The organism is Devosia alba (assembly GCF_039938915.1).
GTDB lineage: Bacteria > Pseudomonadota > Alphaproteobacteria > Rhizobiales > Devosiaceae > Devosia > Devosia alba.
This window is the reverse complement of the sequence record NZ_JBDUUI010000007.1, coordinates 40,279-63,791: the sequence shown is the minus strand read 5'-3', so window position 1 is coordinate 63,791 and position 23,513 is coordinate 40,279. Positions and strand designations below refer to the sequence as shown.

The following is a 23,513-nucleotide window of genomic DNA, read 5'->3' as shown; positions in this document are numbered from 1 at the left end:
GCCCGCCACCATACGAGCTTCGCGTTCGTTCAAGGAGGATAAAATGGCACATGTTGTCGTACTCGGGGCCGGTCTTGGCGGCACTATTATGGCCTATGAGTTGCGCGACGCGCTCGGATCAGAGCATCAGATCAGCGTCATCAACAAGGGACCCGAATACTCCTTCGTGCCGTCCAACCCCTGGGTGGCGGTGGGCTGGCGTGAGCGCGACGCGGTAACCGTTGATCTGGCGCCGGTGTTCGCCAAGCGCAAGATCGCCTTTCATCCGCAAGGCGCCAAACGGCTGCATGCCACTGAAAAGCGCGTCGAACTCAATGACGGACAGTCCATCAGCTATGACTATCTGGCCATTGCGACGGGGCCTGAGCTGGCCTTTGATGAAATTCCGGGCTTTGGTCCTGAACACTTCACGCAGTCGGTTTGCCAGATTGATCATGCCCTGGCCGCCCGGCCCGCCTTTGACAATTTGGTAGCCAATCCCGGGCCGGTGGTGATTGGCGCGGTGCAAGGGGCCTCCTGTTTCGGCCCCGCCTATGAATTTGCCTTCATTCTGGAAAAGGCCCTGCGCGACGCCAAGGTGCGCGACCGCGTGCCGATGACCTTTGTGACGTCCGAACCCTATATCGGCCATCTCGGCCTGGACGGGGTGGGCGACACCAAGGGCATGATCGAGAGCGCCATGCGCGAGCGCCACATCAAGTGGATCTGCAACGCCAAGGTCGACAAGGTCGAAGACGGCATGATCAGCGTCTCCGAAATCGCCGATGACGGGTCGGTCAAGCAGGCCCATGAACTGCCCTTTGCCTATTCGATGATGCTGCCGGCCTTCCGTGGCGTGGCAGCGGTGCGCGATATCGAGGGGCTGACCAATCCACGCGGCTTCATCCTGGCCGACCAATATCAGCGCAATCCCGGCTTCCCCGAGATTTTCTCGGTCGGCGTCTGCGTTGCCATTCCGCCAATGGGCAAGACGCCCGTGCCGGTGGGTGTGCCCAAGACCGGCTTCATGATCGAATCCATGGTCACCGCCACGGTGCAGAATATTGCCCGGCTGATCGCCGGCGAAGAGCCCAATGCGGTGCCAACCTGGAATGCCATCTGCCTGGCTGATTTCGGGGATTCGGGCATTGCCTTTGTCGCCCAGCCACAATTGCCACCGCGCAATGTGAATTGGTCATCGGAGGGCAAATGGGTGCACCTGGCCAAGGTGGGCTTTGAAAAATACTTCCTGGGCAAGATGCGCTCGGGTCAATCCGAGCCCTTCTATGAACATCTGGCCCTGCAGGTGCTCGGCATCGACAAGCTCAAGGCCGTCAAGGTCGATCCCGCCGAATAGCGGGCCCGCCCGGGTCACGGGCCATAGCAGAACGGCGCCAGCAGGCGCCGTTCCTGGTGCGCGTCAGTTCACCGAGCCCGTCGAATGGGCCCGCATGACCCGCGGCGCGCTGGGGCGGCAGCGCACGTCGCGCCGGAAATCGGTCGGCGACATGCCGGCAATCTTGCGGAATGATTTGTTGAATGCACTGAGTGAACCAAAGCCGCTATCCATGGCTACCTGCAGCACATTGACGTCCTCCTGCATCAACAGGGCCTGCGCATAGCTGAGCCGCATCAGGTTGACATAGTCATTGAGCGTCATGCCGGTGGACTTCTTGAAAACCCCCATGGCATATTTGGGATGGATGTCGGCCGCCGAGGCGATATCGCTTGAATCAATATCCTCGCGAAAATTGTCGGCGATGAAGTCACAGATGCGCACCACGATCGGCGAGGAGTGGTGGTCAATGCCCTCAATGGCACTGGCGACACTGACCGGCCCGGGCAGCAGGTCATAGGGGTCGAACCGGACCCGTTCGATGCGCAGCAGCAATTCGTCAACGGCCATGCCGGCCTTCATCGGGTCGCCTGAACGGGCATAGTCGTTCCATCGCGCAAAATTGAGTGCATCGGCAGCATCGGTTGCCCTGGTCACCAGGGTCGCGCCCTGCATCAGCTTGGCCTGCACGTTCTGCGGCAGCCGCAGCCGGAAGAAATGCACCAGCGGCAGATGGCCACCGGCATAGACCAGATCGTCCGAGGCATCGTTGAGATAGTGCGGCCGGCCGCCCCAGAACAGCGCCATGTCACCCGCATTGAAGCGGATTTCATGCCCGCTCATGCGGTAATTGGCCCAGCCACGGACAATGAAATTGACCTCCACCTGTGCGTGCCAATGGGCCGCTCGCATCACCAGCGGGGATGCATGAAACATCTGCAGTTCGGTTGGTAAACGCTCCACCCCATTGGCTGCGGGTTCATAGTACGCCCTTACCGCCATCTTACTTTCCGCCAACTCTTGCTACCTTTTGGCATAGACGCCCTGCGTCAGTAGCATAGCTTAGGAAGGGCTTATCGGAAGAGCAAATTAAAAGGGAGGACTACCATGAATCGCATTGCTTCGCGGCGCCTGCTCGGTGTGGCACTGGCCGGAGTCAGTTTTCTGACCATCGCCGCCGCCTCGGCCGGGGAAGTTTCGGTCTGGGTCTGGGATCCCAACTTCAACGGCGCCGCCATGAGAGAGGCCGCCGCGCGCTATACCCCCACCCATCCCGACGTTACGATCAATATCGATGACTCGGCCAGCCAGGACGATATCCGCGCCAAGCTGCAGACGCAGCTGCTTGCCGGCAGCACCGAGGGGCTGCCCGATATCGTGCTGATCCAGGACGACGTGGCGCAGAAATACCTGCAGTCCTTCCCCGGCGCCTTTGAGCCGCTGTCGGATGCTATCGATATGTCGGCATTCGCGCAGTACAAGGTTGCCGCGGCAACCCTGGATGGCAAGTCCTACTCCCTGCCCTTCGACTCTGGCGTCACGGGGCTGTTCTACCGCTCCGACATTCTTGAGGAAGCCGGTTTCACCGGCGAAGACCTCCAGAACATCACCTGGGATCGCCTGGTCGAGATCGGCAAGGAGATCAAGGCCAAGACCGGCAAGCCGCTGCTTGACCTTGATCTCGCCGATAGCGGCCTGATCCGCATGATGATGCAGTCCGCCGGCGCCTGGTACTTCACCGAGGATGGCAGCCTGAGCATTGTCGACAATGCGCCGCTCCGCAAAGCGCTGGAAACCTATGCCAGCTTCTACCAGGCCGATCTGGTCAAGCCGGTTTCTGGCTGGGCTGAATATACCGGCGCGTTCACCTCGGGCGAAGTCGCCATGGTTCCCGTCGGCGTGTGGATCACCGGCACGATCAAGGCCAATGCCGATCAGTCCGGCCTGTGGGGCGTCGCCCCGGTCCCGCGCCTCGATGTCGAAGGCTCGGTCAACGCCTCCAACCAGGGCGGGTCGAGCTGGTATGTGCTCGCATCGTCGGACAACAAGGAAGAGGCTATCGACTTCCTCAAGACCGTCTGGGGCGGCGATGTCGATTTCTACCAGAAAATTCTGATCGAACAGGGCGCCGTGGGCTCGCTGCTCGCCGCCCGCGAAGGCGAAGCCTATCAGGCCACCGACCCGTTCTTTGGTGGGGCGCCGGTGTGGCAGAACTTCTCGCAATGGCTGAGCGAGATCCCCAGCGTCGACTATGGCACCTTTACCGCCGAGGTCGATTCAGCGGTACAGGCGCAACTGCCCACGATCATCGAGGGCGGCGACCTCGACGCTGCGCTGCAGGCGATCCAGGACCAGGCCCAGCAGCAGATGCAATAGACTGCCGCAGGGAAGCGGGCCGCGGCCCGCTTCCCGCCCCGGCGCTGCACGGCAGCGCCGGGCCCTTTGGGGCAAGATCCATGCGGTTGCAGCGGAGAGACAGATAATTGGCACAGGCACGACTGGCGCGCAGGGAGCATCTGACCGGGTGGGCATTCATCGCCCCGGCGCTGATCCTGCTTGGATTGTTCATGATCTACCCGATCATCTGGTCGCTCTGGATGAGCTTCCAGGTCGGCAAGGGTATGAATTTCAGCTTTGGCGGCCTGGCCAATATCGAGCGGCTCACCAAGGACCCCGTGTTCCTGCGGGCGCTGGGCAATACCTTCACCTTCTTTATCATCCAGGTGCCGATCATGATCACGCTGGCGCTGCTGTTCGCAGTGGCGCTCAATGATTCGACCCTGCGCTTCCGGGGCCTGTTCCGCACCGCGATCTTTCTGCCCTGCGTCACGTCGCTGATTGCCTATTCGACCATCTTCAAATCGATGTTTGCCACCGACGGGGTGGTCAATCAGGCCCTGATGGCGGCTCATATCATTGGCTCGCCGATCGGTTGGTTCACCGATCCGTTCTGGGCCAAGGTGGTCATCATCATTGCCATCACCTGGCGCTGGACCGGCTACAACATGATCTTCTATCTGGCGGCGCTGCAGAATATCGACCGCTCGATCTACGAGGCCGCCCGGATCGATGGCGTGCCCGCCTGGGCCCGGTTCCGCTACCTCACCATCCCCATGCTCAAGCCGGTGATCCTGTTCACCACCGTGATCTCCACCATCGGCACGTTGCAGCTGTTCGACGAGGTCTACAATTTCACCGCCGGCAATGGCGGCCCGTCGGATTCGACGCTGACCCTGTCGCTCTACATCTACAATCTGACCTTCAAGTTCATGCCCAGCTTCGGCTATTCGGCGACAGTGTCCTGGGTGATCGTGGTTCTGGTGGCGATCCTGAGCTTCATCCAGTTCCTCATTGCCCGTGACCGGAGGACGTCATGAACGTTGCCCCCATGACAGCTGCAGCAACCGTCCGCCCGATTGCGCGCCGCACCGTGGCGCCCGGCAATCCCTGGGCGCTTGCCCGCCGCGCCCTCGTCTATCTGCTGCTCTCGATTGCCGCCTTCGTCTCGGTCTTCCCGTTTGTCTGGATGATGATCGGCGCCACCAATAGCTCGGCCGACATCATCAAGGGCAAGGCCAGCATCGGCACCGCCCTGATCACCAATGCGACGACCTTCTTCACCCAGATCGACGCGATCCGCATTTTCTGGAATTCGGCCGTCATCGCCGGCGTCGCGACGGTGCTGACGCTCGTGGTCTCCTCGCTGGCCGGCTATGGTTTCGAGATGTTCCGGTCGCGGGTGCGTGAGCGCATCTTCGCGCTGCTGTTGCTGATGCTCTCCATTCCGTTCGCGGCCATGATGGTGCCGCTGTTCGTGATGTTCGCGCAGGCCAGGCTGGTGAACACCTTTGCGGCGGTGATCCTGCCCACCGTGGCCTCGATCTTCATCATCTTCTACTTCCGCCAGGCGACCAAGGCCTTCCCCAGCGAGTTGCGCGACGCCGCCAAGATCGACGGGCTCAAGGAGTGGCAGATCTTTTTCTATGTCTACATGCCGGTGATGCGCTCGACCTATGCGGCCGCGACGATCATCGTCTTCATGACCAACTGGAACAATTATCTGTGGCCGCTGATCATCCTGCAGACCGCCGAGAACAAGACCATCACGCTGATCATCTCGGCGCTGACCTCGGCCTATACCCCCGATTACGGCATGATCCTGTTCGGCACCGTACTGGCCACCCTGCCCACCCTCTTCATTTTCTTCCTGCTCCAGCGCCGCTTCGTCGAAGGCATGCTGGGCGCGGTCAAATAAGGTGCATTCAGCATGAGCAGTGTAACACTCAAGGGCGTGCGCAAGTCCTACGGCTCCCTGGAAGTCATCAAGGGCGTTGATCTGGAGATCGAGAGCAAGGCATTCGTGGTCTTTGTGGGCCCTTCGGGCTGCGGAAAATCAACCCTGTTGCGGATGATCGCCGGGCTCGAACACATTACCGCCGGTGAGCTCGAAATCGGCGGGCGACAGATGAACGATGTCGATCCGAGCAAGCGCGGCATCGCCATGGTGTTCCAGTCCTATGCGCTCTATCCGCATATGACGGTCCGCGAGAATATGGGCTTTGCCCTGCGCTTTGCCGGTGTCGCCAAGGAGCAGATCGCCCGTCAGGTCGATGAAGCCGCCCGCATCCTGGCGCTCGAACCGCTGCTGGATCGTGTCCCCAAGGAGCTGTCGGGCGGGCAGCGGCAGCGCGTCGCCATTGGCCGCGCCATTGTGCGCAAGCCCGAAGTATTTCTGTTCGACGAGCCGCTGAGCAATCTGGACGCCGAATTGCGCGTGCATATGCGCATCGAGATCGCGCGGCTGCACAAGGAGCTCAAGACCACCATGGTCTATGTGACCCATGATCAGGTGGAGGCCATGACGCTGGCCGATACCATTGTGGTGCTGCGCGACGGGGTCATAGAGCAGGTCGGCAAGCCGCTGGAGCTCTATGAGGATCCGGCCAATCTGTTCGTCGCCGGTTTCATCGGCTCGCCGAAAATGAACCTGATGGCGGGTGTCGTGACGGCCTCGGGCAACGGCACGGTTACCGTTGAACTGATCCACCAGGGCAAGGCCAGGCTCGCGCTGCCGCTCACCGGCGCCGCCCCGGCGGTCGGCTCCGCCGTAACCATCGGCGTGCGGCCCGAGCATTTTGGCCCTGCCGGCGCCGGTGGCGCCGAGATGAGCCTGAATATCGATGTCGCCGAGCATCTGGGCGCCACCAGCTATATCTATGCCAATACCAGGTCAGGCGAGCAGATCATCATCGAGCACGAGCAGTCGCGTCACGAAGGCGATCAGGAAAGCATCACCGTCTCGATCGATCCGGCCCGGGCCTATCTGTTCGACGACAAGGGCCAGCGCCTGCGCTGACGACCACCCAACCCTCATCAGACCTCATGGCGAGCCTGTCGAGCCATGAGGTCATGCCCAGACACTCTGCCACGACCTCGTGCTGCCACAGGCTCGCGACGAGGTCCACTCAAGGACCAGAACCATGACTGACAAGAAAATTCGCTGGGGCATTATCGGGCCCGGCAGCATCGCCAAGGCGTTTTTCGGCGGCGTTGCCGATTCTAAGCATGGCGTGATCACGGCCATTGCGACGCGCGACCCGGGCAAGCCGAATCTGGCCACCGACTTTCCCGGCATTCGCGTGGTCAAGGGCTATGACGCCCTGCTGGCGGACCCCGAGATCGACGCGGTCTATATCGCGGTGCCCCATACCGGGCACGCCGAATGGGCGATCAAGGCGGCCGAAGCGGGCAAGCATGTGCTGGTGGAAAAGCCGTTGGCGCTGTCGTCCTTCGAGATCAGCGCCGTGCTGCATGCCCACGAACTGGCCGGCACCTTTGCCGGCGAAGCCTTCATGTACCGGCTGCATCCGCAGACTGCCAAGCTGATCGAGCTGGTCCAATCCGGCGTGATTGGCGAAGTGCGGATGATCCAGTCCAGCTTTGGCTTTTCCATGGGCAGTTTCCAGCCCGAGCATCGCCTGTTCGCCTCCAAGCTGGCTGGCGGCGGCATTCTCGATGTCGGCGGCTACCCCGTGTCGATGGCCCGCCTGATCGCTGGCGCTGTCATGGGCAAGCCCTTTGCCGACCCGGTCAAGGTGACCGGCACGGCCAAGCTCAATGCCGAAGGCACCGATGACTGGGCCGCGGCCATTCTGACCTTCGAGAACGGCATTGTCGCCCAGGTGTCCTGCGCGGTGATGGCCAATCTGGACAACGTGCTGCGCATCCACGGCGCCGAGGGCCGCATCGAAGTGCCCGATTTCTGGTTTGCCGGCGGCGATCGCACCAAGGGCCTTGGCAAGATCGACATCATCAAGAACGGCAAGACCGAAACGATCAGCGTCGGCGAACAGCGCCACGTCTATTCCTTTGAGGTCGATGCCGCCTGCGAGGCGATCCTGGCCAGGCGGCAGGAGCTGGCGGCGCCGGGCATGAGCTGGGATGACAGCCTGGGCAATGCCCGCGTGCTGGACCAGTGGCGCCGCGATGCCGGGATCGAGTTCTCGGTTGAAACCGCGGCCAACCGCGTCAACACCCTGGCCAATCGCCCGCTCGGCCCCAATAGCGGCGTCATTCCCAAGCGCGCCATACCGGGCCTGGGCAAGCAGGCCTCGGCCGTGGCGCTGGGCTTTGAGGACTTCCGCAGCTTCGCCTCGGGCGCCATCCTGCTCGACGCCTTCTGGGAGCGCGGCGGCAATATCTTTGATACCGCCTTTGTCTATGGCAATGGCTATACCGAAAAACTCTATGGCGAGTGGCACACCAATCGCGGCACCCGCGAAGGCTCGGTGCTGATCGGCAAGGGCGCGCACAGCCCGCTGGTCTATCCCGACGTGATCGCCAGACAGCTCACCCAGTCGCTTGATCGCCTGCAGACCGACTATGTCGATGTCTATTTCATGCACCGCGACAATCCCGACGTCCCGGTCGGCGAATTCGTCGATGCCATGGACGCCGAGGTCAAGGCCGGTCGCATTCGCGGGCCGTTCGGCGGTAGCAACTGGACCCGGGAGCGGTTCGACGCCGCGGTTGAATATGCCGAGCGCAGCGGCAAGACCAAGCCCATGGCGCTATCCAACAATTTCGCCCTCAGCGAAATGCTGGTGCCGATCTGGGATGGCTGCGTCACGTCCTCGACCGACGCATGGAAGAAGTGGCTGACCGACACACAGACCACCAATTTCTCCTGGTCCAGCCAGGGCCGCGGCTTCTTCACCGACCGCGCCGGTCGCGACAAGATCGACAACGAGGAACTGGTGCGCTGCTGGTACAATGACAAGAACTTCGCCCGCCGCGACCGCGCCATCGAACTGGCCCGGCAAATCGGGCACAACCCGATCCATGTCGCCCTCGCCTTCGTGCTGGCCCAGCCCTTCCCGTCCATCCCGCTGATCGGCCCCCGCACCCTGGGCGAACTCGACGACAGCCTCAAGGCCTTCGAGATCAAGCTGACGCCCGAACAGGTCGCCTGGCTAGACCACGGCTAGCAACGCCGAAAGGGCCCTGCGGGGCCCTTTCTTTTTGCTGAGAAGCCGACCTTGCCGGCCGTAGAACCGGCCACGGCGCCGCCTGGAGCGATCGGCCATATTTTCGCTCCGGGGGGCTGTCGGATGCAGCCGATCTCGCGCGTCGTTAGTAGAGATGGAAGACTGTAGCGGGCAGCAGCGATCACCTGGGTGTTCGGTTGGCTGCTCGAACGGCGCCATAGCCATAGAGAGGAACTTGTCATGAAAGTCGTTGCCAACATTGATTTCGACGGCGATTGCCGCGAAGCGTTCACCACCTATGCTGCCATCCTCGGGGGTGAAATCCGTGGCATGATCAGCAATCGCGACATGCCCGAAGTGGCGCAAGGCGTCCCGGAAGACCGCCTCGACCGGATCGTTCACGCCTGGATCGATATCGGCGATCAGGCGCTGATGGGTCAGGACATGCAGGACTTTTCCGGCCGCAGTGGCTACAGCGTCACCGTCTCGGCGGACTCTGTCGAGGACGCCCGCCGCATCTTTGAGGCGCTGTCGGAAGGCGGCACCGTGATCATGCCGTTCGAGCCGCAGCCATGGTCACAGGGCTTTGGCCTGACCAGGGACCGTTTCGGCGTGACCTGGGTCATCGACTCACCAGCCGCAGAGTGATCTGGCGGCCGGCACGGACCGGTGACGTGCTGGCCTAACGGTCAGCCCGGCCAGACCACCAAAGCGGACGCTGAATATCCGTTCGGCTTCTATGAATTGATCTTGTGGGGGCGCAGACGAGCATCTGCCAAACGTTGACGATCACCCTTGCGTGGATAAATGCGCAACCCACTGTGCGTTACCGGACGCTAAAGACACCCACACGCCCTGTTGCCGAAATTTGGACGGCACTTTTTTTGGAAGGGCGTGCCTATCCAGCAGGCTTGTTTTTGGCCAAGACTTCGTGAGGCCGCTGAAGTAGGCTGGTTCAGCTGGCGAACAAGCGGCGGGGCAACTATGGACGATAGCACTGGCCCGGCCCCCAGCCGGGTGGCAGAGAGCGTCGACTTGTCGAGGTTAACCCTCTCGATTCAGGATGTCCTGGACACCATTCCCGCCGGCGCCATTGTCGTCGATCCGTTAGGGGTCATGCTGGCGGTGAACGCCGAAGTCGGCCGCCAGTTCGGCTATGAACCGGAAGATCTGCTCGGCAGGAGCGTCGATATTCTGGTCCCTGCCGGGCCGCGCGACGGTCACGCCGCCCTTCCGGTCCAAGGCATTGGGGTCGGATCAAATGCGCGCAATGGGACCAGGGCGCTCCCTCCGGGGGCAGCGCAGGGATGGCTCGCTTTTCCAGATCGAAGTGGGGTTTCGCACGTTAGCCAATGGGGGCTCTCAATTCGTCCTGGCGGTGGTATCCGACCGCTCCGACCAGTTCCGGGTCCAGGAGTCGGAGGCCCACGAGAGGGCGCTTAGCCTGGAGCTTGAGCATCAGGAGGTCGTGGCGCATGAGATGGTACATCGCGTCAAGAATCTCATGGCAACCGTTGCCGCGCTGATCTCGCTCAGCGCCCGCGGCGCCCAATCGGCCAGGGAGATGGAAGAGAGCCTCAGGGGGCGAATTCTGGCCCTTTCCTCAGTCATCGATTTGGCATTCAAGGCGCCGCAGGCCGCATCAACACGCGGCGCGTTGTCCGTCGAGGATGTCCTTCACGCAGTCCTGGCGCCGTTCATGTGGGGCGACCTTGAGAGCAGCCGAGTCTCGCTGGCCGGGCCACCGCTCGTGGTAAAACAGCGTCCTTCGGAAGTGCTTGCCCTGGTCTTTCACGAACTGACGACAAACGCGCTGAAGTATGGTGCGTTGCAGCAACTGGATGGCCGGATTCTGGTGGACTGGCTGCAGATCGACGGCGAGCTGGTGTTATGCTGGCGCGAACAGGCTGCCGATTTCGTTGCCCTCGGCACAACCACCATGGGCTTTGGCACCAAGCTCATGTCGCAGTTGATTGAAGGGGAGTTCAGCGGGCGGATTGATCGCGAGGTAACGGCCCAGGGTTGGTTGACAAGGATCACCATTCCCTTGCCATCCCTGGGCCTATAGTCCGCTGCGACCATCTCCGCAATTCTGCTGCCTCGACCAGGAAGCGTGGTAGCCTAGCCTTGAGCCCAAGGTTGATGGGCAGGGCAAACGGTGAACGAGGAGGAGTTGCTATGAAAGGCTTTGTGCAGAACATCGAGAGTCTTGCGGTGGACAATGAGGATTTTCGACGCGTCCTTTACACGGCAAAGCACTGCCAACTCGTCGTCATGGCGTTGAAGCCGAAAGAGGAGATCGGGGCAGAGGTCCACAAACTCGATCAGTTCTTTCGCGTCGAGGAAGGAAATGGGGAGGCCGTTCTCGATGGGGTCAGGACCGCAATCCGAGCAGGTTTCGCCGTAGTGGTACCGGCTGGGGCAAAGCACAACATCATCAACACCGGCGATGTTCCGCTTAAGCTCTACACGCTCTATTCACCGCCCAATCATCGGGACGGAGTCATCCACCACACCAAGGCCGAGGCGGAAGCCGACACGGAACATTTTGACGGCAAGACGACGGAGTGATGGCTGGTTCCACGATTAGGCAGCCGCTGCGATCTCATCCGAGAGGTGCTGTGCCCGTGACTGGTCATCCCTTGACTCAGACCGAGATGGGCGACGGCGTCACCGTCTCGGCTGACTCCGTCGAGGACGCCCGCCGCATCTTTGAGGCGCTGTCGGCGGGCGGCACCGTGCTCATGCCGTTTGAGCCGCAGCCATGGTCACAGGGCTTTGGCCTGACCAAGGACCGTTTCGGCGTGACCTGGGTCATCGACTCACCAGCCGCAGAGTGATCTGGCGGCCAGCGCTTTCGGGTGGGCAGCGGACGCCGATCGGCAAGCAACATCGCCGCAATCGGTGCCGTCGCCCATTCCGGCGACGGCGCCAGCGTGCTGCCAGCCAGGCCGCCAATGGTCATCACCACTACCGATATGATCTGAAACGGCGCCTGTCACGACGCGACTTCATTGCCGGCTGCCGCCCACTCAGGCATGCCGTCTTCGAGGCGTCTGGCCTTGAAGCCCCGCAGCCGAAGTCGCGACACCGCCTCGAAGGACATGACGCAATAGGCCCCACGGCAATAGGCGACAATATCTTCGTCAGGATCGAGTGTGGAAAGGCGCGCGTCGAGTTCGCCAAGCGGCACGTTCAGGGCCCCGGGTACATGGCCGAGCGCGTATTCATCGGCCGGTCGGACGTCGAGCACGGTGACCATGCCCTCGCGCAGGCGGCCACTGAGCTCCTCGCGCGTTATCGGCTCCAGGTTGTCGCGCTGCTCGAAATAGCCCCGGACAATTTTGTCGACCTCGGCCAGGTTGTTCTCTGCCACCCGCTGGATAGCCTGCATGGCCGCCAGCACACTGGCATCGGCCAACCGGTAGACCACGAACTTGCCCTGGCGCGCCGCTGTGACCAGGCCAGCCCGGCGCATGGTCTGCAGATGCTGGGAGACATTGGCGATGGGCGCCCCCAGTTTTTCTGCCAGCAGATCGACACTGCGCGGCCCCTGGCCGAGTTGCTCGATCAGCTCAAGTCGTTGCGGATGCCCCAGCGTCTTGGCGACCAGGGCGAATTGCTCGAACAGGGCCAGCTTGGGTGAGGGACTTGACATCAGGACATCACTCTATCATTCAATGGAACAATTGAATATAACAACCCGGATCAGTCCGCAAGGGTTGGTCTAACCGGAGTTCCAGCATGATCCTGCGTCAGTTTCTGCACTTTGATCCGGTAGGCGCGTCCTACCTCCTGGGCTGCGGCGGCAAAGCGTCAGCGGCCGTCGTCGATCCCATCGGGCCCATTGAACCCTATCTCGAAGCTGCTGCCGCCACGGGTATGAAGATACTCTACGTGATCGACACCCATATCCATGCCGACCACATCTCGTCGGGCCGTGCTCTGGCCGAGGCGAGCGGCGCCAGGTACATCCTGTTTGCCGGCGCCAGCACGAAGTTCGACTTTCATGGCGTGAACGATGGCAGTGTTCTTGAGCTGGGGAATGTGTTGATCACCGTTATGCATACGCCGGGCCATACCCCTGAACACATCTCGCTGCTGGTCACGGACCGGAGTCGTGCCGAGGAACCCTGGTTCGTCTTGACCGGCCACACCTTGATGGTAGGCGACATGGGGCGAACCGAACTTGCCAGCAGCGCCGAAGACGGTGCCAGGGCGCTGTTTGCCAGCGTGGAACGTCTCAAAGCCTTGCCTGACCATTTGGAGGTGCTGCCTGGCGCTTTCTCCGGCTCGGTGTGTGGGCGCAGCCTCAGCGGCAAGCCGAGCTCGACCATCGGCTTTGAGAAGCGTTTCAACAAGGCGTTCCGCATTGTCGATGAGGGCGAGTTCGTGGCGAAAATGGTCGCCGACATCCCGCCCCCGCCGCCGGAAGCAGCCGCCAACCGGGCCCGCAATGCCGGGCTGGAGACCGCCGCATGAGCGAAGGTGCAGCCTTTTCAGGTGACAATGTGGGCACGCTCGCGCGCGGCATTCGCGAGAACCTGACGCAGTTTGTCCATCAGCTTCTCCAGGTCATGCTGGTGGGCTTTGCGCTGGGCATGATGCGAACGGTCGTGCCGGTCTTGGCCGAGGCCGAATTCGGCGTGGCCCGGGGCTCCTTCATCCTCCTGACCGCCTTCGTTGTCGCCTTCGGCATGGTCAAGGGCGTGCTGAACTTCGTTGCTGGCCGCCTGTCCGAGCGGATCGGGCGCAAGCGCGTCCTGCTGCTCGGCTGGATCGCGGCGCTGCCTGTCCCGTTCATGATCTACTTCGCTCCCGACTGGAACTGGATCGTCGCGGCCACCGTGCTCCTGGGCATCAATCAGGGTTTGGCCTGGTCTATGACCCAGACCTCCAAGCTCGACATCACCCGCGCTGACCAGCGCGGGCTGACCATCGGCCTCAATGAATTTGCCGGTTATGTCGGCGTCGCCGTGGCGGGTATTGTCACCGGCTACGCCGCAACGGCGCTCGGCGCCAGGCTCGGGCTGCTGATCTTCGGACTTGCCGTCGTGATCACGGCTCTGGTGCTGACCCTGGTCTGGGTTCGCGATACCCTGCCATGGGCCAAGGCAGAGGCGGCCACCCACGCCACCGCCAAGGCTGGTGCCAGTGCCTATCGTCCGCGCTACCCAACCAACATCTCCGACAATCCCACGACCTGGGAGGTGTTCACGCTGATGTCCTGGCGCGACCGGCGCATGGCCGCGATCAGCCAGGCCGGGCTGGTCGAGAAGTTTGTCGATGCGCTGGTCTGGGTCATCTTCCCGGTGTTCCTGTTCCAGCAGGGCATGGACCTTACCTCCATCGGCTGGATCGTCGGCGCCTATGGTTTCGTCTGGGGTGGTTCGCAGCTTTTCACCGGGCGGCTTTCCGATCACGTTGGACGTCACTGGCCCAATGTGTTGGGCATGTGGATTTCTGGTCTCGGTGTCGGCATGGTGGTGATGGGCAGTGGCGTGTGGTGGTGGGCCGCATCGGCCGCCATAGCTGGTTTTGGCATGGCGCTGCTTTATCCCAACCTGTCGGCGGCAGTGGCCGACATAGCACCGCCCAGCTGGCGCGGTTCGGCCATTGGCATCTATCGGTTCTGGCGTGATCTTGGATACGGCATTGGCGCGCTCGGGCTTGGCCTGGTTGCCCATTTCAGCGGGGCTCTTGAGGCGACGTTCTGGTTCGTTGCCCTTTCAATGATGCTCTCGGGCCTGGTGTTGTGGGTATTCGGCGAGGAGACCCATCCCCGGCTCAACCCGGCAGATGCGCCTTCACATCCTCCTGGCCGATAGCAGCCGAGGCGATCAGCATGGTTGATATGGAAAGGTGGTCCGCGATGACGTCGGTAGCTTCCGGTCAACGACGATCTTTCGTCCGCAATCCTGCGTCCTTCTGAAGGGCCCCGCAAAAAACTTATCCCCGCCCCCCAAAGCCGCCCGCATACTTGTCCCGTTCCCGCCAACACGCGGCCCCCACGCAGGGTCGGGCGGGAAGACCGTGGGAGAGGGGCGCCTTTCCAGTGAGGATGGAAATTCGGCAGCCGGGCCTGCAATACTGGTACCGCCTGAACCGGACCTCGCCCAAAAAGCGGATCGTGATGGGCGGCCCTTGGTCCGTTCTATGTCGACAGTTTTTTGGTCCAATGGCCGCCCATTACCCGTGTAACCGTAAGCTGAAAGGCCGGACGGCGCTTTAGCGCGAACAGATTTTCTTCATCGTTCGCAAACGACGCACAGTTACATCCTTGTGTCTACTTGTCCGGCCGCACGCCCTGCCCTATGTTCATCCTCGCGGGACCACGGGTTCCGCATTGTTCTCAGGGCGGGGTGCGATTCCCCACCGGCGGTAAAGGCAGCGATGCCAAGCCCGCGAGCGCTTTCGGACCAGGTCCGAAAGGTCAGCAGATCCGGTGTAACTCCGGAGCCGACGGTATAGTCCGGATGAAAGAGAACGGGACCAACGCTGGCACGCCCGCGTCCGTACCCCATTTCGGGCCGGATCCGGGCCTTGGCGCAACTTCCCGTAACCCTGAGGAAACTGGTTACGGAAAGGATTTTTGTATGAACCACGTTTCCTCGTCTACCCCAAACGCCGCCACCGGCGCGCTGCTGATGATCGCCGCCGCCGTGGTATTCGCCGGCAGCAATGTGCTGCAATCGGTGCTGCCAACGCCGGTGGACTATGGCGGTTTTGGCCTGTCCTCGACGGGCATGGCTTTCTGGCAATATGTCATCGCGTCCATCCTGGCCCTGCCGCTGATCCTGCGCATCGGCTTTAACAAGCTGCGCACACGCCACCCCCTGGCCCACCAGATGCGCGCCTTCGTCTCGGCCCTGGGCGTGCATGTCTTCGTCTATGGCTTCGCCTCCGGCGTGCCGATCTGGCAGATGGTGACCCTGCTGGCCACCGGCCCGCTCTTCATCATCCTCGGCTCGACGATCCTGCTCGGCGAACGCGCCACCCCGGTCCGCATTATCGCGGCCCTGATGGGCTTTGCCGGCGCCATCATCGTTTCGGGCATCGGCACGGAAGGCCTCGGCTGGACCACCTTGGTGCCGATCATCGCCGCGGCGCTGTGGGCCGGCACCGACATTTTCACCAAATATCTCGCCCGCGAGGAAGCGCCTGAAACCCTGACCATTTCGCTGCTGGTCCTGGTCACGCCCAACCATCTGCTGATCCTGCTTGCGGTCAACGCCTTCGCCTGGCTGGCGCCGAACGTCCTGCCGTCCGGCATCGCGACCGGCTTCCCCTTCGCACTGCCCACCGGCACGGCTCTCTGGCTGCTGCTGCTGCTCGGCCTGCTCACCGCTGCCGCGCAATATCTGCTCGGCATTGCCTACAAGCTGGCCGATGCGACCTACCTGCAGCCTTTCAGCGATCTCAAGGTGCCGCTGGGCGGCCTGCTGGGCTGGGCAGCACTCGGCCAGGTGCCGTCGGCCTGGTTCTGGCCCGGCGCGGCCCTGGTGCTGGGCGGCTCCATGTTGATTTTCTGGGCCGAGGCCGACAGACGCCCCAAGCTTGCCAGCCTGGCCTAGACGCGCCTCATGGCCCGCGGACCAGCGCCGCGGGCCATGGCACTCATTCCGTTCCCGGAACGGATTTTCCAGGAAAACTTGCCCCCGGGCGCGGATTGGGGATTATAGTTGGCCCGAGACGAGAGCCAGCCATGACCCTGACCGAGACCAGAGACCTGCCGCCTGAAGATTTTGAGACGCTGCGCGCCGTCATTCTTGAGCGCAAGGGGGAACTGGCCAAGCGGCTGACGCAGGTGGCAGCCTATGCGCTCGATCATCCCGATGAGATTGCCTTCGGTACCGCCGCCAGCATCGCGGCCGCCGCCCATGTTCAGCCCTCGACGCTGGTGCGTTTCGCCCAGCATTTTGGCTTTGACGGGTTTTCCGGGCTGCAATTGCTGTTTCGGGCCCGCCTGCGCGAACGCACCTCCTCCTATGAGGAGCGCCTCAAGACGCTTGAGCACAACGGCGCCGCGCTGGCCGAGAGCACCACGATCTTCAATGGTTTTGTCGATGCGGGCCATCGCTCGCTCGACGCGCTGGCCGCTGCGGTCGATCCCGAGGCGCTGGAACGGGCGGTGACCCTGCTGGCCAAGGCCGACACCATCTATCTCATCGCCAAGCGCCGCTCCTACCCGATCACCAGCTACATGGCCTATGCCTTTGGCAAGCTGCGGGTAAAGTGCCAGCTGGTGGGCACCTCGGCCGGCATTGATGACGACATTCTGGCAATGGCCTCGCCGCGCGACGCCGCCTTTGCCATCAGCTTTGCGCCCTATGCCTCGGAAAGCACGACGCAGGCCCGGACGCTGGCGGCGCGCGATATCCCCGTCGTCTCGCTGACCGACTCGGCCTTTTCGCCCCTGGCCGAGTGTTCCAAGGAGTGGTTCGAGGTGGTGGAGGCCGACCATGCCGGATTCCGCTCCCTGTCGGCCAGCATGGCCTTTGCCATGGCCCTGACGGTCAGTATTGCGGAAAAGCGCCGTCGCGGCTGAAATTCCACTGATAGAATGCCCGTTCTATATTGACGATGAACCGGAACCCATGTTTCATAACGGGTGATCGGTTTGGCGGCTGAACACCCCATTCAATTGGCCGCATGGGAGAATTGCTTTGCTTGCTGCGCAGCCCGAAAACGGGAGCAAGACGCTCGACGTCATCACCATTGGCCGCGCCTCGGTGGATCTGTACGGCCAGCAGATCGGCACGCGGCTCGAAGATGTCGGCAGCTTTGCCAAATCCGTTGGCGGCTGCCCGGCCAATATCGCGGTGGGTACGGCCCGGCTGGGGCTGAAATCGGCGCTGATCACCCGCGTCGGCCACGAGCAGATGGGGCGCTTCATCGTCGAGCAACTGGCGCGCGAAGGGGTCGAAACCGCCGGCATCGCCACCGATCCGGACCGGCTGACCGCCCTGGTACTGCTCTCGGTTGAGGCCGAAGGCGTCTCGCCGATGATCTTCTATCGCACCGACTGCGCCGATATGGCGTTGTCCGAAGACGATATCGACGAGAGCCTGATCGCTGCAGCGCGGGCCATCGTCGTCACCGGCACGCATTTCTCGCGGCCCAATAGCGAGGCGGCACAGAAAAAGGCCATTCGCCTAGCCAGGGCCCATGGCGCCCGCGTCGCCTTTGACATTGATTATCGCCCCAATCTGTGGGGCTTGGCCGGCCATGATGCCGGCTTCGAGCGCTATGTGGCCTCCGACATGGTCTCGCAAAAATACCAGTCGGTACTGCCCGATTGTGACCTGATCGTTGGCACCGAAGAGGAAATCCTCATCGCTTCGGGTGAAGCCGACCTGCTCACCGCGCTCAGGACGATCCGCACGCTGTCCTCCGGCACGATCGTCCTGAAGCGCGGCCCCATGGGCTGTATTGTCTATGATGGCGCCATTCCTGATGACCTGGAGCACGGCATTGTCGGCAAGGGCTTTCCCATCGAGGTCTATAACGTGCTGGGGGCCGGCGACGCCTTCATGAGCGGCTGGCTGCGCGGCTGGCTCACGGGTGAACCCCATGCCACCAGCGCCACCTGGGCCAATGCCTGCGGCGCTTTTGCCGTGTCGCGGCTGATGTGCGCGCCGGAATATCCAAGCTGGACCGAACTCAGTCATTTCCTGGCGAAGGGCAGTGCCGAGCGCGCGCTGCGCAAGGATGCCGAACTCAACCATCTGCATTGGGCCACCAATCGCCGCCGCGCCATCCCCAGCCTGATGGCGCTGGCAATCGACCATCGCAGCCAGATCGAGGACATGGCCGCGGGTGAGGCCCAATTGCTGGCGCGCATCCCGGCCTTCAAGGCGCTGGCGGTCAAGGCGGCCTTGCAGGTGGCCAATGGCCGTCCCGGCTTCGGCATGCTGATCGACGACAAATATGGCCGTGATGCGCTGTTTGCCGCTGGCGCGCAGCCCGATTTCTGGATCGGCCGGCCGATCGAGCTGCCGGGGTCGCGACCGCTGCAATTCGAGTTCAGCCAGGATCTGGGCTCGCGGCTGATCGATTGGCCGGTGGATCACTGCATCAAGGTGCTGTGCTTCTATCATCCTGATGACGCCGCCGACCTCAAGGCCCAGCAGATCGACAAGCTCGTTTCCGCCTATGATGCCACGCGCAAGGTCGGGCGCGACCTGCTGATCGAAATCATCGCCAGCAAGCATGGCCCGGTGGACGATGACACCATTGCCCGGGCCCTGCGGGCGGTGTACGACGCCGGCATCAAGCCCGACTGGTGGAAGCTGGAGCCGCAGGCCTCGGCCAAAGCCTGGGCCAATATCGATGCTGTGATCGAAGCCCGGGACCCCCATTGCCGCGGCATTGTGCTGCTGGGGCTGGAAGCCAGTCAGGCCGCGCTCGAAACTGGTTTCGCCCTGGCGCAGACCTCACGAATGGTGAAGGGCTTTGCGGTCGGCCGCACTATCTTCGCCGAGGCGGCAAAGGCGTGGCTGACAGGCGATATCAGTGACGACGCGGCCGTGGCCGACATGGCCAGCCGCTTCGGCGCCCTGGTGGCGGCCTGGGAGCGGCTGAGTGAGAACAGGGAAGCGTGATTTGAGCATTGCCGTTCCAATCGTCTGCCGCCCCACAAGGGGCAGTCAGACGATAGAGCCGATGGCTCAGTCATAAAGAGGACCAAGACACCATGAGCCAGAACACGATCCGACTGACAATGGCCCAGGCCCTGGCCAGGTTCATGACCATGCAGAAGACCGAGATCGACGGCGAGATCGTGCCGATATTTGGTGGCGTGTTCGCGATCTTCGGGCACGGCAACGTCGCGGGCCTTGGCGAGGCGCTGCATGGCGTCAAGGACACCCTGCCCACCTATCGCGGCCAGAACGAGCAGGGCATGGCCAATGCGGCGATTGCCTATGCCAAGGCCAGCTTCCGCCGCCGGTTCATGGCCTGCACCAGCTCCATTGGTCCTGGCGCCCTCAACATGGTCACCGCTGCCGCTATGGCGCATGTGAACCGCCTGCCCGTGCTGCTACTGCCCGGCGATGTGTTCGCCAACCGGGCGCCTGATCCGGTGTTGCAGCAGGTGGAAGACTGGGGCGATGGCAGCGTCACGGCCAATGATTGCTTCAAGCCCGTCAGCCGCTATTTCGACCGCATTACCCGCCCCGAGCAGATCATGGCCGCCCTGCACCGGGCCATGCAGGTGCTGACCGATCCGGCCGAATGCGGCCCGGTGACGCTGAGCCTGTGTCAGGACGTGCAGGCTGAAGCCTATGACTATCCCGAGAGCTTTTTTGCCGAAAGGATCTGGGGCGTGCGTCGCCCCATGCCCGATGGCGACGAGTTCGCCAATGCTGCAGCGGCCCTGATCCGCGCCAGAAAACCGGTGATCATTGCCGGGGGCGGCGTGCTCTATTCGCAGGCAAGCGCCGCGCTGCGCACCTTTGCCGAACGCTATGGCGTGCCGGTGCTGGAAACCCAGGCCGGCAAGTCGAGCCTGCCGCATGACCACGATCTCAATATGGGTTCGGTTGGCGTTACCGGTACGGCGGCGTCCAATGCGCTGGCTGAAGAGGCCGATGTGGTGCTGGCCATCGGCACAAGGCTGCAGGATTTCACCACCGGCTCCTGGGCGCTGTTCAAGAACGACGCGCTCAAGATCATCGGCCTCAATGTGCAGCCCTTCGACGCGCAAAAGCACCGCGCCCTGCCCCTGGTCGCCGACGCACGGGCCGGCCTCGAAGCGCTCAATGCCGCCCTCACCGGCTGGCTGGCCGACCCCGACTGGACCGACAAGGCCTGGGCCGGCAAGGATGACTGGCTGACTGCCGCTGACGAGGCCACCGCATCGTCCAATGCCGTGCTGCCATCGGACGCCCAGGTGATTGGTGCCGTGCAGCGCGCCCGCGAACACGCTGTCGTGGTCTGTGCCGCTGGTGGCCTGCCCGGCGAACTCCACAAGCTGTGGAAGGCCACGGGGCCGGGCAGCTACCACATGGAATACGGCTTTTCGACCATGGGCTACGAGATTGCCGGTGGTCTGGGAGTCAAGCTGGCCCGCCCCGATGCCGATGTCGTGGTCATGGTGGGCGATGGCAGCTACATGATGATGAACTCGGAAATCGCCAGCTCGATCATGCTGGGCGCCAAGCTGACCATCGTGCTGCTCGACAATGCCGGCTATGGCTGCATCAACCGGCTGCAGATGGCCACCGGTGGCGCCAACTTCAACAATCTGTTGCAGGACACCCACCACGTCACCCTGCCCGGCATTGATTTTGCGGCGCACGCCGCGTCGATGGGTGCAGTGGCGCACAAGGTCGCCTCGCTCGCCGAGCTGGAAACGGCGCTGCATGAAACCGAAGCCACGCCCCGCACCACGGTCATCGTCATCGACACCGACCCGCTGATCAGCACCGACGCCGGTGGCCACTGGTGGGATGTGGCCGTGCCGGAAGTCAGCGACAGGCCGCAAGTGCAGGCAGCACGCGAGGCCTATCTGGCGGCACTCAAGGCGCAGCGGGCGGGGTAGAACCTGCATCGAGAGCGTGGAGAGCCCCCCCACCCTGCTCTCGCATCCCTCCCCACAAGGGGGAGGGATCAAGGGTGGGGGTGTTGGTTGGCGCGAACAGCGCAGGGAGTGAAAATGAAAGCCAAACTCGGCATGTCGCCCATCGCCTGGTGGAACGACGATCTGGTGGAACTGAGCGATGACGTGTCGCTGGAGGAATGCTTGCGCCAGTCGCGCTCGGCCGGCTTTACCGGCATGGAAAAGGGCCGCCGCTTCCCCGATGATCCGGCCGTCATGCTGCCCATTCTCAAGGCCGCCGATGTCACCCTGTGCGGTGGCTGGTTTTCCGGCACGCTGGTCGATGAGGATCTGGCGACCAACAAGGCGCGCATTGCCCCGATGATCGAGCTGTTCAAGGCCGTCGATGCGCCCTGCATTGTCTATGGCGAAGTTGGCCGCTCGGTGCAGGGTGATCGTTCGCGCCCGCTCAACACCAAGCCGAAACTGGCCGATGACGAGATGCAGGCCTATGCCCGCAAGGTCACCGAATTTGGCGAATGGTGCGCCGAACAGGGCATGCCGCTCTCCTATCACCACCATGTGGGCGCCGTGGTCGAGACCGAAGCCGAGCTTGACGCCTTCATGGCGCATTCCGGCGCGGGTATTCCGCTGCTGTTTGATGCGGGCCATCTGGCCTTTGCCGGTGGCGACGTCCTGCGCGCCATCGACAAGCACCACCAGCGCATCAATCACGTGCACGTCAAGGATGTGCGCATGGCGGTGATCAATGCGCTCGACCGCGCCAGGCAGTCCTTTCTCGATGCGGTGGCGCTCGGCGCCTTTACGGTGCCCGGCGACGGCTCGCTGGATTTCGGCGCCATCGTGCAGAAATTCGCCGATTATGGCTATGAAGGCTGGTTTGTCGTGGAGGCCGAGCAGGACCCCAGGACCAACTCGCCGCTGCGCATGGCGCAGGTTGGCTACAAGGAACTTATCCGCGTCATGACGGCAGCCGGTTACACTGTTGAAACCCAGGGCTTTCCCAAGGGGTGAATCTTGGCGACGTGGTGTGCTACACACCAGACGATAGTGATTTACAGGCAGAAGGCGGATTGGCTTGAAAGAAAATGACCTAAGCTGGTTTCGACCATTGTGGCGCCGCCTCGCCGTGAGCGCATTCCTGGTGATCTGGCTCATCTGGGAGCTGTTCTGGACCCATGACCAGTTCTGGGCCTTCCTCGTGGGAGCCGCGCTGGTCTATTCATTCTACACCTTCTTTTACGCCTTTCCCAAGGAGGAGCCCAATAATGGCCAGCAATCCGAACCTCCGCGTCCGCCCGAAGGGGACAGTGGGTCAGGTACATGATGTCACGCCGGCCACCGCGGGCTGGACCTATGTCGGCTTTGCCCTGCACAGGCTGACCGCTGGTGAGACGATCGGCGGCGATGCCGGCGATCAGGAATTGTGCCTGGTGCTGGTGGGCGGCAAGGGCAGGTTCAGCGTCGACGGCGACGATTTTGGCGAATTGGGCGAGCGGATGAGCCCGTTCGAGGGCGCGCCATGGGCGGTTTACGTGCCCATGGGCAGCGCCTGGACCGCCGAGGCGAGTACCGATCTTGAGCTGGCGGTCTGCGCCGCTCCCGGTGGTGGCGAGCACAAGGCCCAGATCATTGCACCCGGTCGCCACCCGCAGATCACCCGGGGCAAGGGCGCCAATGTGCGCCACGTCCACAATATCATGCCGGAGGATGACGGGGCGGCCCATTCCCTCCTGGTGGTGGAAGTCATCACCCCGCAGGGCAACACCTCGTCCTATCCGCCGCACAAGCATGATCAGGACAATCTGCCCCATGAGAGCCAGCTGGAAGAGACCTATTTCCACCGGCTGAACCCGCCGCAGGGCTTTGCCATGCAGCGCGTCTATACCGATGACCGCAGCCTTGATGAGGCGCTGGTGATTGAAGATGGCGATGTGACCCTGGTGCCCCGGGGCTATCACCCGGTGGCAACGACCGCTGGCTATGACCTCTATTATCTCAACGTCATGGCCGGGCCCAGGCGGGTGTGGAAATTCCACAATGCACCCGAGCATGAGTGGCTGCTGAAATAGGCCCCCCACCCAGCCCCCCCTGAAGGGGAGGAGCGATCTGATGCTTGCCTGGGATCGTGCGAAGGCCTCGATGCGGT

General features: G+C 62.7%; 22 protein-coding genes and 1 riboswitch. Of the genes, 20 read left to right on the top strand and 2 right to left on the bottom strand.

Features of this window, described 5'->3' with window-relative positions; all coding sequences use genetic code 11:
• The first annotated feature begins 43 nt into the window (after window positions 1–43).
• A complete protein-coding gene (locus ABFY71_RS11750) occupies window positions 44–1,336 on the top strand; it encodes an NAD(P)/FAD-dependent oxidoreductase (RefSeq protein ID WP_347946173.1) in 1,293 nt (430 codons plus the stop codon).
• A 63-nt stretch (window positions 1,337–1,399) separates the two neighbouring features.
• On the opposite strand, the gene ABFY71_RS11745 is transcribed toward ABFY71_RS11750, so the two are convergent.
• A complete protein-coding gene (locus ABFY71_RS11745) occupies window positions 1,400–2,317 on the bottom strand; it encodes a helix-turn-helix domain-containing protein (protein ID WP_347946172.1) in 918 nt (305 codons plus the stop codon).
• Window positions 2,318–2,422: 105 nt separating this feature from the next.
• On the opposite strand from ABFY71_RS11745, the gene ABFY71_RS11740 reads away from it, so the two are divergent.
• From ABFY71_RS11740 to ABFY71_RS11700, 10 genes are all read left to right on the top strand, one after another.
• Window positions 2,423–3,691 carry an ABC transporter substrate-binding protein gene (locus ABFY71_RS11740; RefSeq protein ID WP_347946171.1) on the top strand — a complete coding sequence of 423 codons (1,269 nt, stop codon included), beginning with the start codon at window positions 2,423–2,425 and terminating at the stop codon, window positions 3,689–3,691.
• A 107-nt stretch (window positions 3,692–3,798) separates the two neighbouring features.
• Window positions 3,799–4,692 (top strand): carbohydrate ABC transporter permease, encoded by an 894-nt coding sequence (locus tag ABFY71_RS11735; RefSeq protein ID WP_347946170.1) that lies wholly within the window; start codon window positions 3,799–3,801, stop codon window positions 4,690–4,692.
• Window positions 4,689–5,570, top strand: a complete 882-nt coding sequence (locus tag ABFY71_RS11730) for a carbohydrate ABC transporter permease (RefSeq protein ID WP_347946169.1) — start codon at window positions 4,689–4,691, stop codon at window positions 5,568–5,570. Before ABFY71_RS11735 ends, ABFY71_RS11730 begins: the two co-directional genes overlap by 4 nt.
• A 12-nt stretch (window positions 5,571–5,582) precedes the next feature.
• Window positions 5,583–6,671 carry an ABC transporter ATP-binding protein gene (locus tag ABFY71_RS11725; protein ID WP_347946168.1) on the top strand — a complete coding sequence of 363 codons (1,089 nt, stop codon included), beginning with the start codon at window positions 5,583–5,585 and terminating at the stop codon, window positions 6,669–6,671.
• A gap of 124 nt (window positions 6,672–6,795) precedes the next feature.
• Complete coding sequence (locus ABFY71_RS11720; RefSeq protein WP_347946167.1) at window positions 6,796–8,802, top strand: aldo/keto reductase; 2,007 nt, start codon at window positions 6,796–6,798, stop codon at window positions 8,800–8,802.
• 240 nt (window positions 8,803–9,042) lie between these two features.
• A complete protein-coding gene (locus ABFY71_RS11715; protein WP_347946166.1) occupies window positions 9,043–9,450 on the top strand; it encodes a VOC family protein in 408 nt (135 codons plus the stop codon).
• Between the two features lie 336 nt (window positions 9,451–9,786).
• Window positions 9,787–10,245 carry a PAS domain-containing protein gene (locus ABFY71_RS19325; RefSeq protein WP_431021530.1) on the top strand — a complete coding sequence of 153 codons (459 nt, stop codon included), beginning with the start codon at window positions 9,787–9,789 and terminating at the stop codon, window positions 10,243–10,245.
• Window positions 10,246–10,282: 37 nt separating this feature from the next.
• On the top strand, window positions 10,283–10,870 hold the full coding sequence (locus ABFY71_RS11710; protein ID WP_347946165.1) for an HWE histidine kinase domain-containing protein: 588 nt from the start codon (window positions 10,283–10,285) through the stop codon (window positions 10,868–10,870).
• Window positions 10,871–10,980: 110 nt separating this feature from the next.
• Entirely contained in the window at window positions 10,981–11,373 is a 393-nt protein-coding gene (locus ABFY71_RS11705) for a cupin domain-containing protein (protein WP_305576829.1), read from the top strand.
• 56 nt (window positions 11,374–11,429) lie between these two features.
• A complete protein-coding gene (locus ABFY71_RS11700) occupies window positions 11,430–11,642 on the top strand; it encodes a VOC family protein (RefSeq protein WP_347946164.1) in 213 nt (70 codons plus the stop codon).
• A gap of 158 nt (window positions 11,643–11,800) precedes the next feature.
• On the opposite strand, the gene ABFY71_RS11695 is transcribed toward ABFY71_RS11700, so the two are convergent.
• Window positions 11,801–12,460, bottom strand: coding sequence for an ArsR/SmtB family transcription factor (locus ABFY71_RS11695; RefSeq protein WP_347946163.1), 660 nt, complete (start codon window positions 12,458–12,460; stop codon window positions 11,801–11,803).
• 86 nt (window positions 12,461–12,546) lie between these two features.
• Here ABFY71_RS11695 and ABFY71_RS11690 point away from each other — a divergent pair, with 86 nt between their 5' ends.
• From ABFY71_RS11690 to iolB, 9 genes are all read left to right on the top strand, one after another.
• Window positions 12,547–13,284 (top strand): MBL fold metallo-hydrolase, encoded by a 738-nt coding sequence (locus ABFY71_RS11690; RefSeq protein ID WP_347946162.1) that lies wholly within the window; start codon window positions 12,547–12,549, stop codon window positions 13,282–13,284.
• Window positions 13,281–14,630, top strand: coding sequence for an MFS transporter (locus ABFY71_RS11685; RefSeq protein WP_347946161.1), 1,350 nt, complete (start codon window positions 13,281–13,283; stop codon window positions 14,628–14,630). The genes ABFY71_RS11690 and ABFY71_RS11685 overlap by 4 nt, the downstream gene beginning before the upstream one ends.
• Before the next feature lie 516 nt (window positions 14,631–15,146).
• Window positions 15,147–15,294: riboswitch (FMN riboswitch) on the top strand.
• 104 nt (window positions 15,295–15,398) lie between these two features.
• Window positions 15,399–16,376: a DMT family transporter gene (locus ABFY71_RS11680; RefSeq protein ID WP_347946160.1), complete on the top strand. Its 978-nt coding sequence runs from the start codon at window positions 15,399–15,401 to the stop codon at window positions 16,374–16,376.
• A 131-nt stretch (window positions 16,377–16,507) separates the two neighbouring features.
• Complete coding sequence (locus ABFY71_RS11675) at window positions 16,508–17,350, top strand: MurR/RpiR family transcriptional regulator (RefSeq protein ID WP_347946159.1); 843 nt, start codon at window positions 16,508–16,510, stop codon at window positions 17,348–17,350.
• A 118-nt stretch (window positions 17,351–17,468) separates the two neighbouring features.
• Window positions 17,469–19,406 carry a bifunctional 5-dehydro-2-deoxygluconokinase/5-dehydro-2-deoxyphosphogluconate aldolase gene (locus ABFY71_RS11670; protein WP_347946158.1) on the top strand — a complete coding sequence of 646 codons (1,938 nt, stop codon included), beginning with the start codon at window positions 17,469–17,471 and terminating at the stop codon, window positions 19,404–19,406.
• A 92-nt stretch (window positions 19,407–19,498) separates the two neighbouring features.
• Window positions 19,499–21,346 (top strand): 3D-(3,5/4)-trihydroxycyclohexane-1,2-dione acylhydrolase (decyclizing), encoded by a 1,848-nt coding sequence (gene iolD, locus ABFY71_RS11665; RefSeq protein WP_347946157.1) that lies wholly within the window; start codon window positions 19,499–19,501, stop codon window positions 21,344–21,346.
• 114 nt (window positions 21,347–21,460) lie between these two features.
• Complete coding sequence (iolE, locus tag ABFY71_RS11660; protein ID WP_347946156.1) at window positions 21,461–22,378, top strand: myo-inosose-2 dehydratase; 918 nt, start codon at window positions 21,461–21,463, stop codon at window positions 22,376–22,378.
• Between the two features lie 64 nt (window positions 22,379–22,442).
• The gene (locus tag ABFY71_RS11655; protein ID WP_347946155.1) at window positions 22,443–22,691 is read left to right on the top strand and encodes a DUF3329 domain-containing protein; all 249 of its coding nucleotides are present in this window, start codon (window positions 22,443–22,445) and stop codon (window positions 22,689–22,691) included.
• Entirely contained in the window at window positions 22,633–23,436 is an 804-nt protein-coding gene (gene iolB, locus ABFY71_RS11650) for a 5-deoxy-glucuronate isomerase (protein ID WP_347946154.1), read from the top strand. Before ABFY71_RS11655 ends, iolB begins: the two co-directional genes overlap by 59 nt.
• Window positions 23,437–23,513: the final 77 nt, after the last annotated feature.

Coding starts and splice junctions, on each gene's coding strand:
- ABFY71_RS11750 (WP_347946173.1), top strand. CDS start 44: ATGGCACATGTTGTCGTACTCGGGGCCGGTCTTGGCGGCACTATTATG.
- ABFY71_RS11745 (WP_347946172.1), bottom strand. CDS start 2,317: ATGGCGGTAAGGGCGTACTATGAACCCGCAGCCAATGGGGTGGAGCGT.
- ABFY71_RS11740 (WP_347946171.1), top strand. CDS start 2,423: ATGAATCGCATTGCTTCGCGGCGCCTGCTCGGTGTGGCACTGGCCGGA.
- ABFY71_RS11730 (WP_347946169.1), top strand. CDS start 4,689: ATGAACGTTGCCCCCATGACAGCTGCAGCAACCGTCCGCCCGATTGCG.
- ABFY71_RS11725 (WP_347946168.1), top strand. CDS start 5,583: ATGAGCAGTGTAACACTCAAGGGCGTGCGCAAGTCCTACGGCTCCCTG.
- ABFY71_RS11720 (WP_347946167.1), top strand. CDS start 6,796: ATGACTGACAAGAAAATTCGCTGGGGCATTATCGGGCCCGGCAGCATC.
- ABFY71_RS11715 (WP_347946166.1), top strand. CDS start 9,043: ATGAAAGTCGTTGCCAACATTGATTTCGACGGCGATTGCCGCGAAGCG.
- ABFY71_RS19325 (WP_431021530.1), top strand. CDS start 9,787: ATGGACGATAGCACTGGCCCGGCCCCCAGCCGGGTGGCAGAGAGCGTC.
- ABFY71_RS11710 (WP_347946165.1), top strand. CDS start 10,283: ATGGTACATCGCGTCAAGAATCTCATGGCAACCGTTGCCGCGCTGATC.
- ABFY71_RS11705 (WP_305576829.1), top strand. CDS start 10,981: ATGAAAGGCTTTGTGCAGAACATCGAGAGTCTTGCGGTGGACAATGAG.
- ABFY71_RS11695 (WP_347946163.1), bottom strand. CDS start 12,460: ATGTCAAGTCCCTCACCCAAGCTGGCCCTGTTCGAGCAATTCGCCCTG.
- ABFY71_RS11690 (WP_347946162.1), top strand. CDS start 12,547: ATGATCCTGCGTCAGTTTCTGCACTTTGATCCGGTAGGCGCGTCCTAC.
- ABFY71_RS11685 (WP_347946161.1), top strand. CDS start 13,281: ATGAGCGAAGGTGCAGCCTTTTCAGGTGACAATGTGGGCACGCTCGCG.
- ABFY71_RS11680 (WP_347946160.1), top strand. CDS start 15,399: ATGAACCACGTTTCCTCGTCTACCCCAAACGCCGCCACCGGCGCGCTG.
- ABFY71_RS11675 (WP_347946159.1), top strand. CDS start 16,508: ATGACCCTGACCGAGACCAGAGACCTGCCGCCTGAAGATTTTGAGACG.
- iolD (WP_347946157.1), top strand. CDS start 19,499: ATGAGCCAGAACACGATCCGACTGACAATGGCCCAGGCCCTGGCCAGG.
- iolE (WP_347946156.1), top strand. CDS start 21,461: ATGAAAGCCAAACTCGGCATGTCGCCCATCGCCTGGTGGAACGACGAT.
- iolB (WP_347946154.1), top strand. CDS start 22,633: ATGGCCAGCAATCCGAACCTCCGCGTCCGCCCGAAGGGGACAGTGGGT.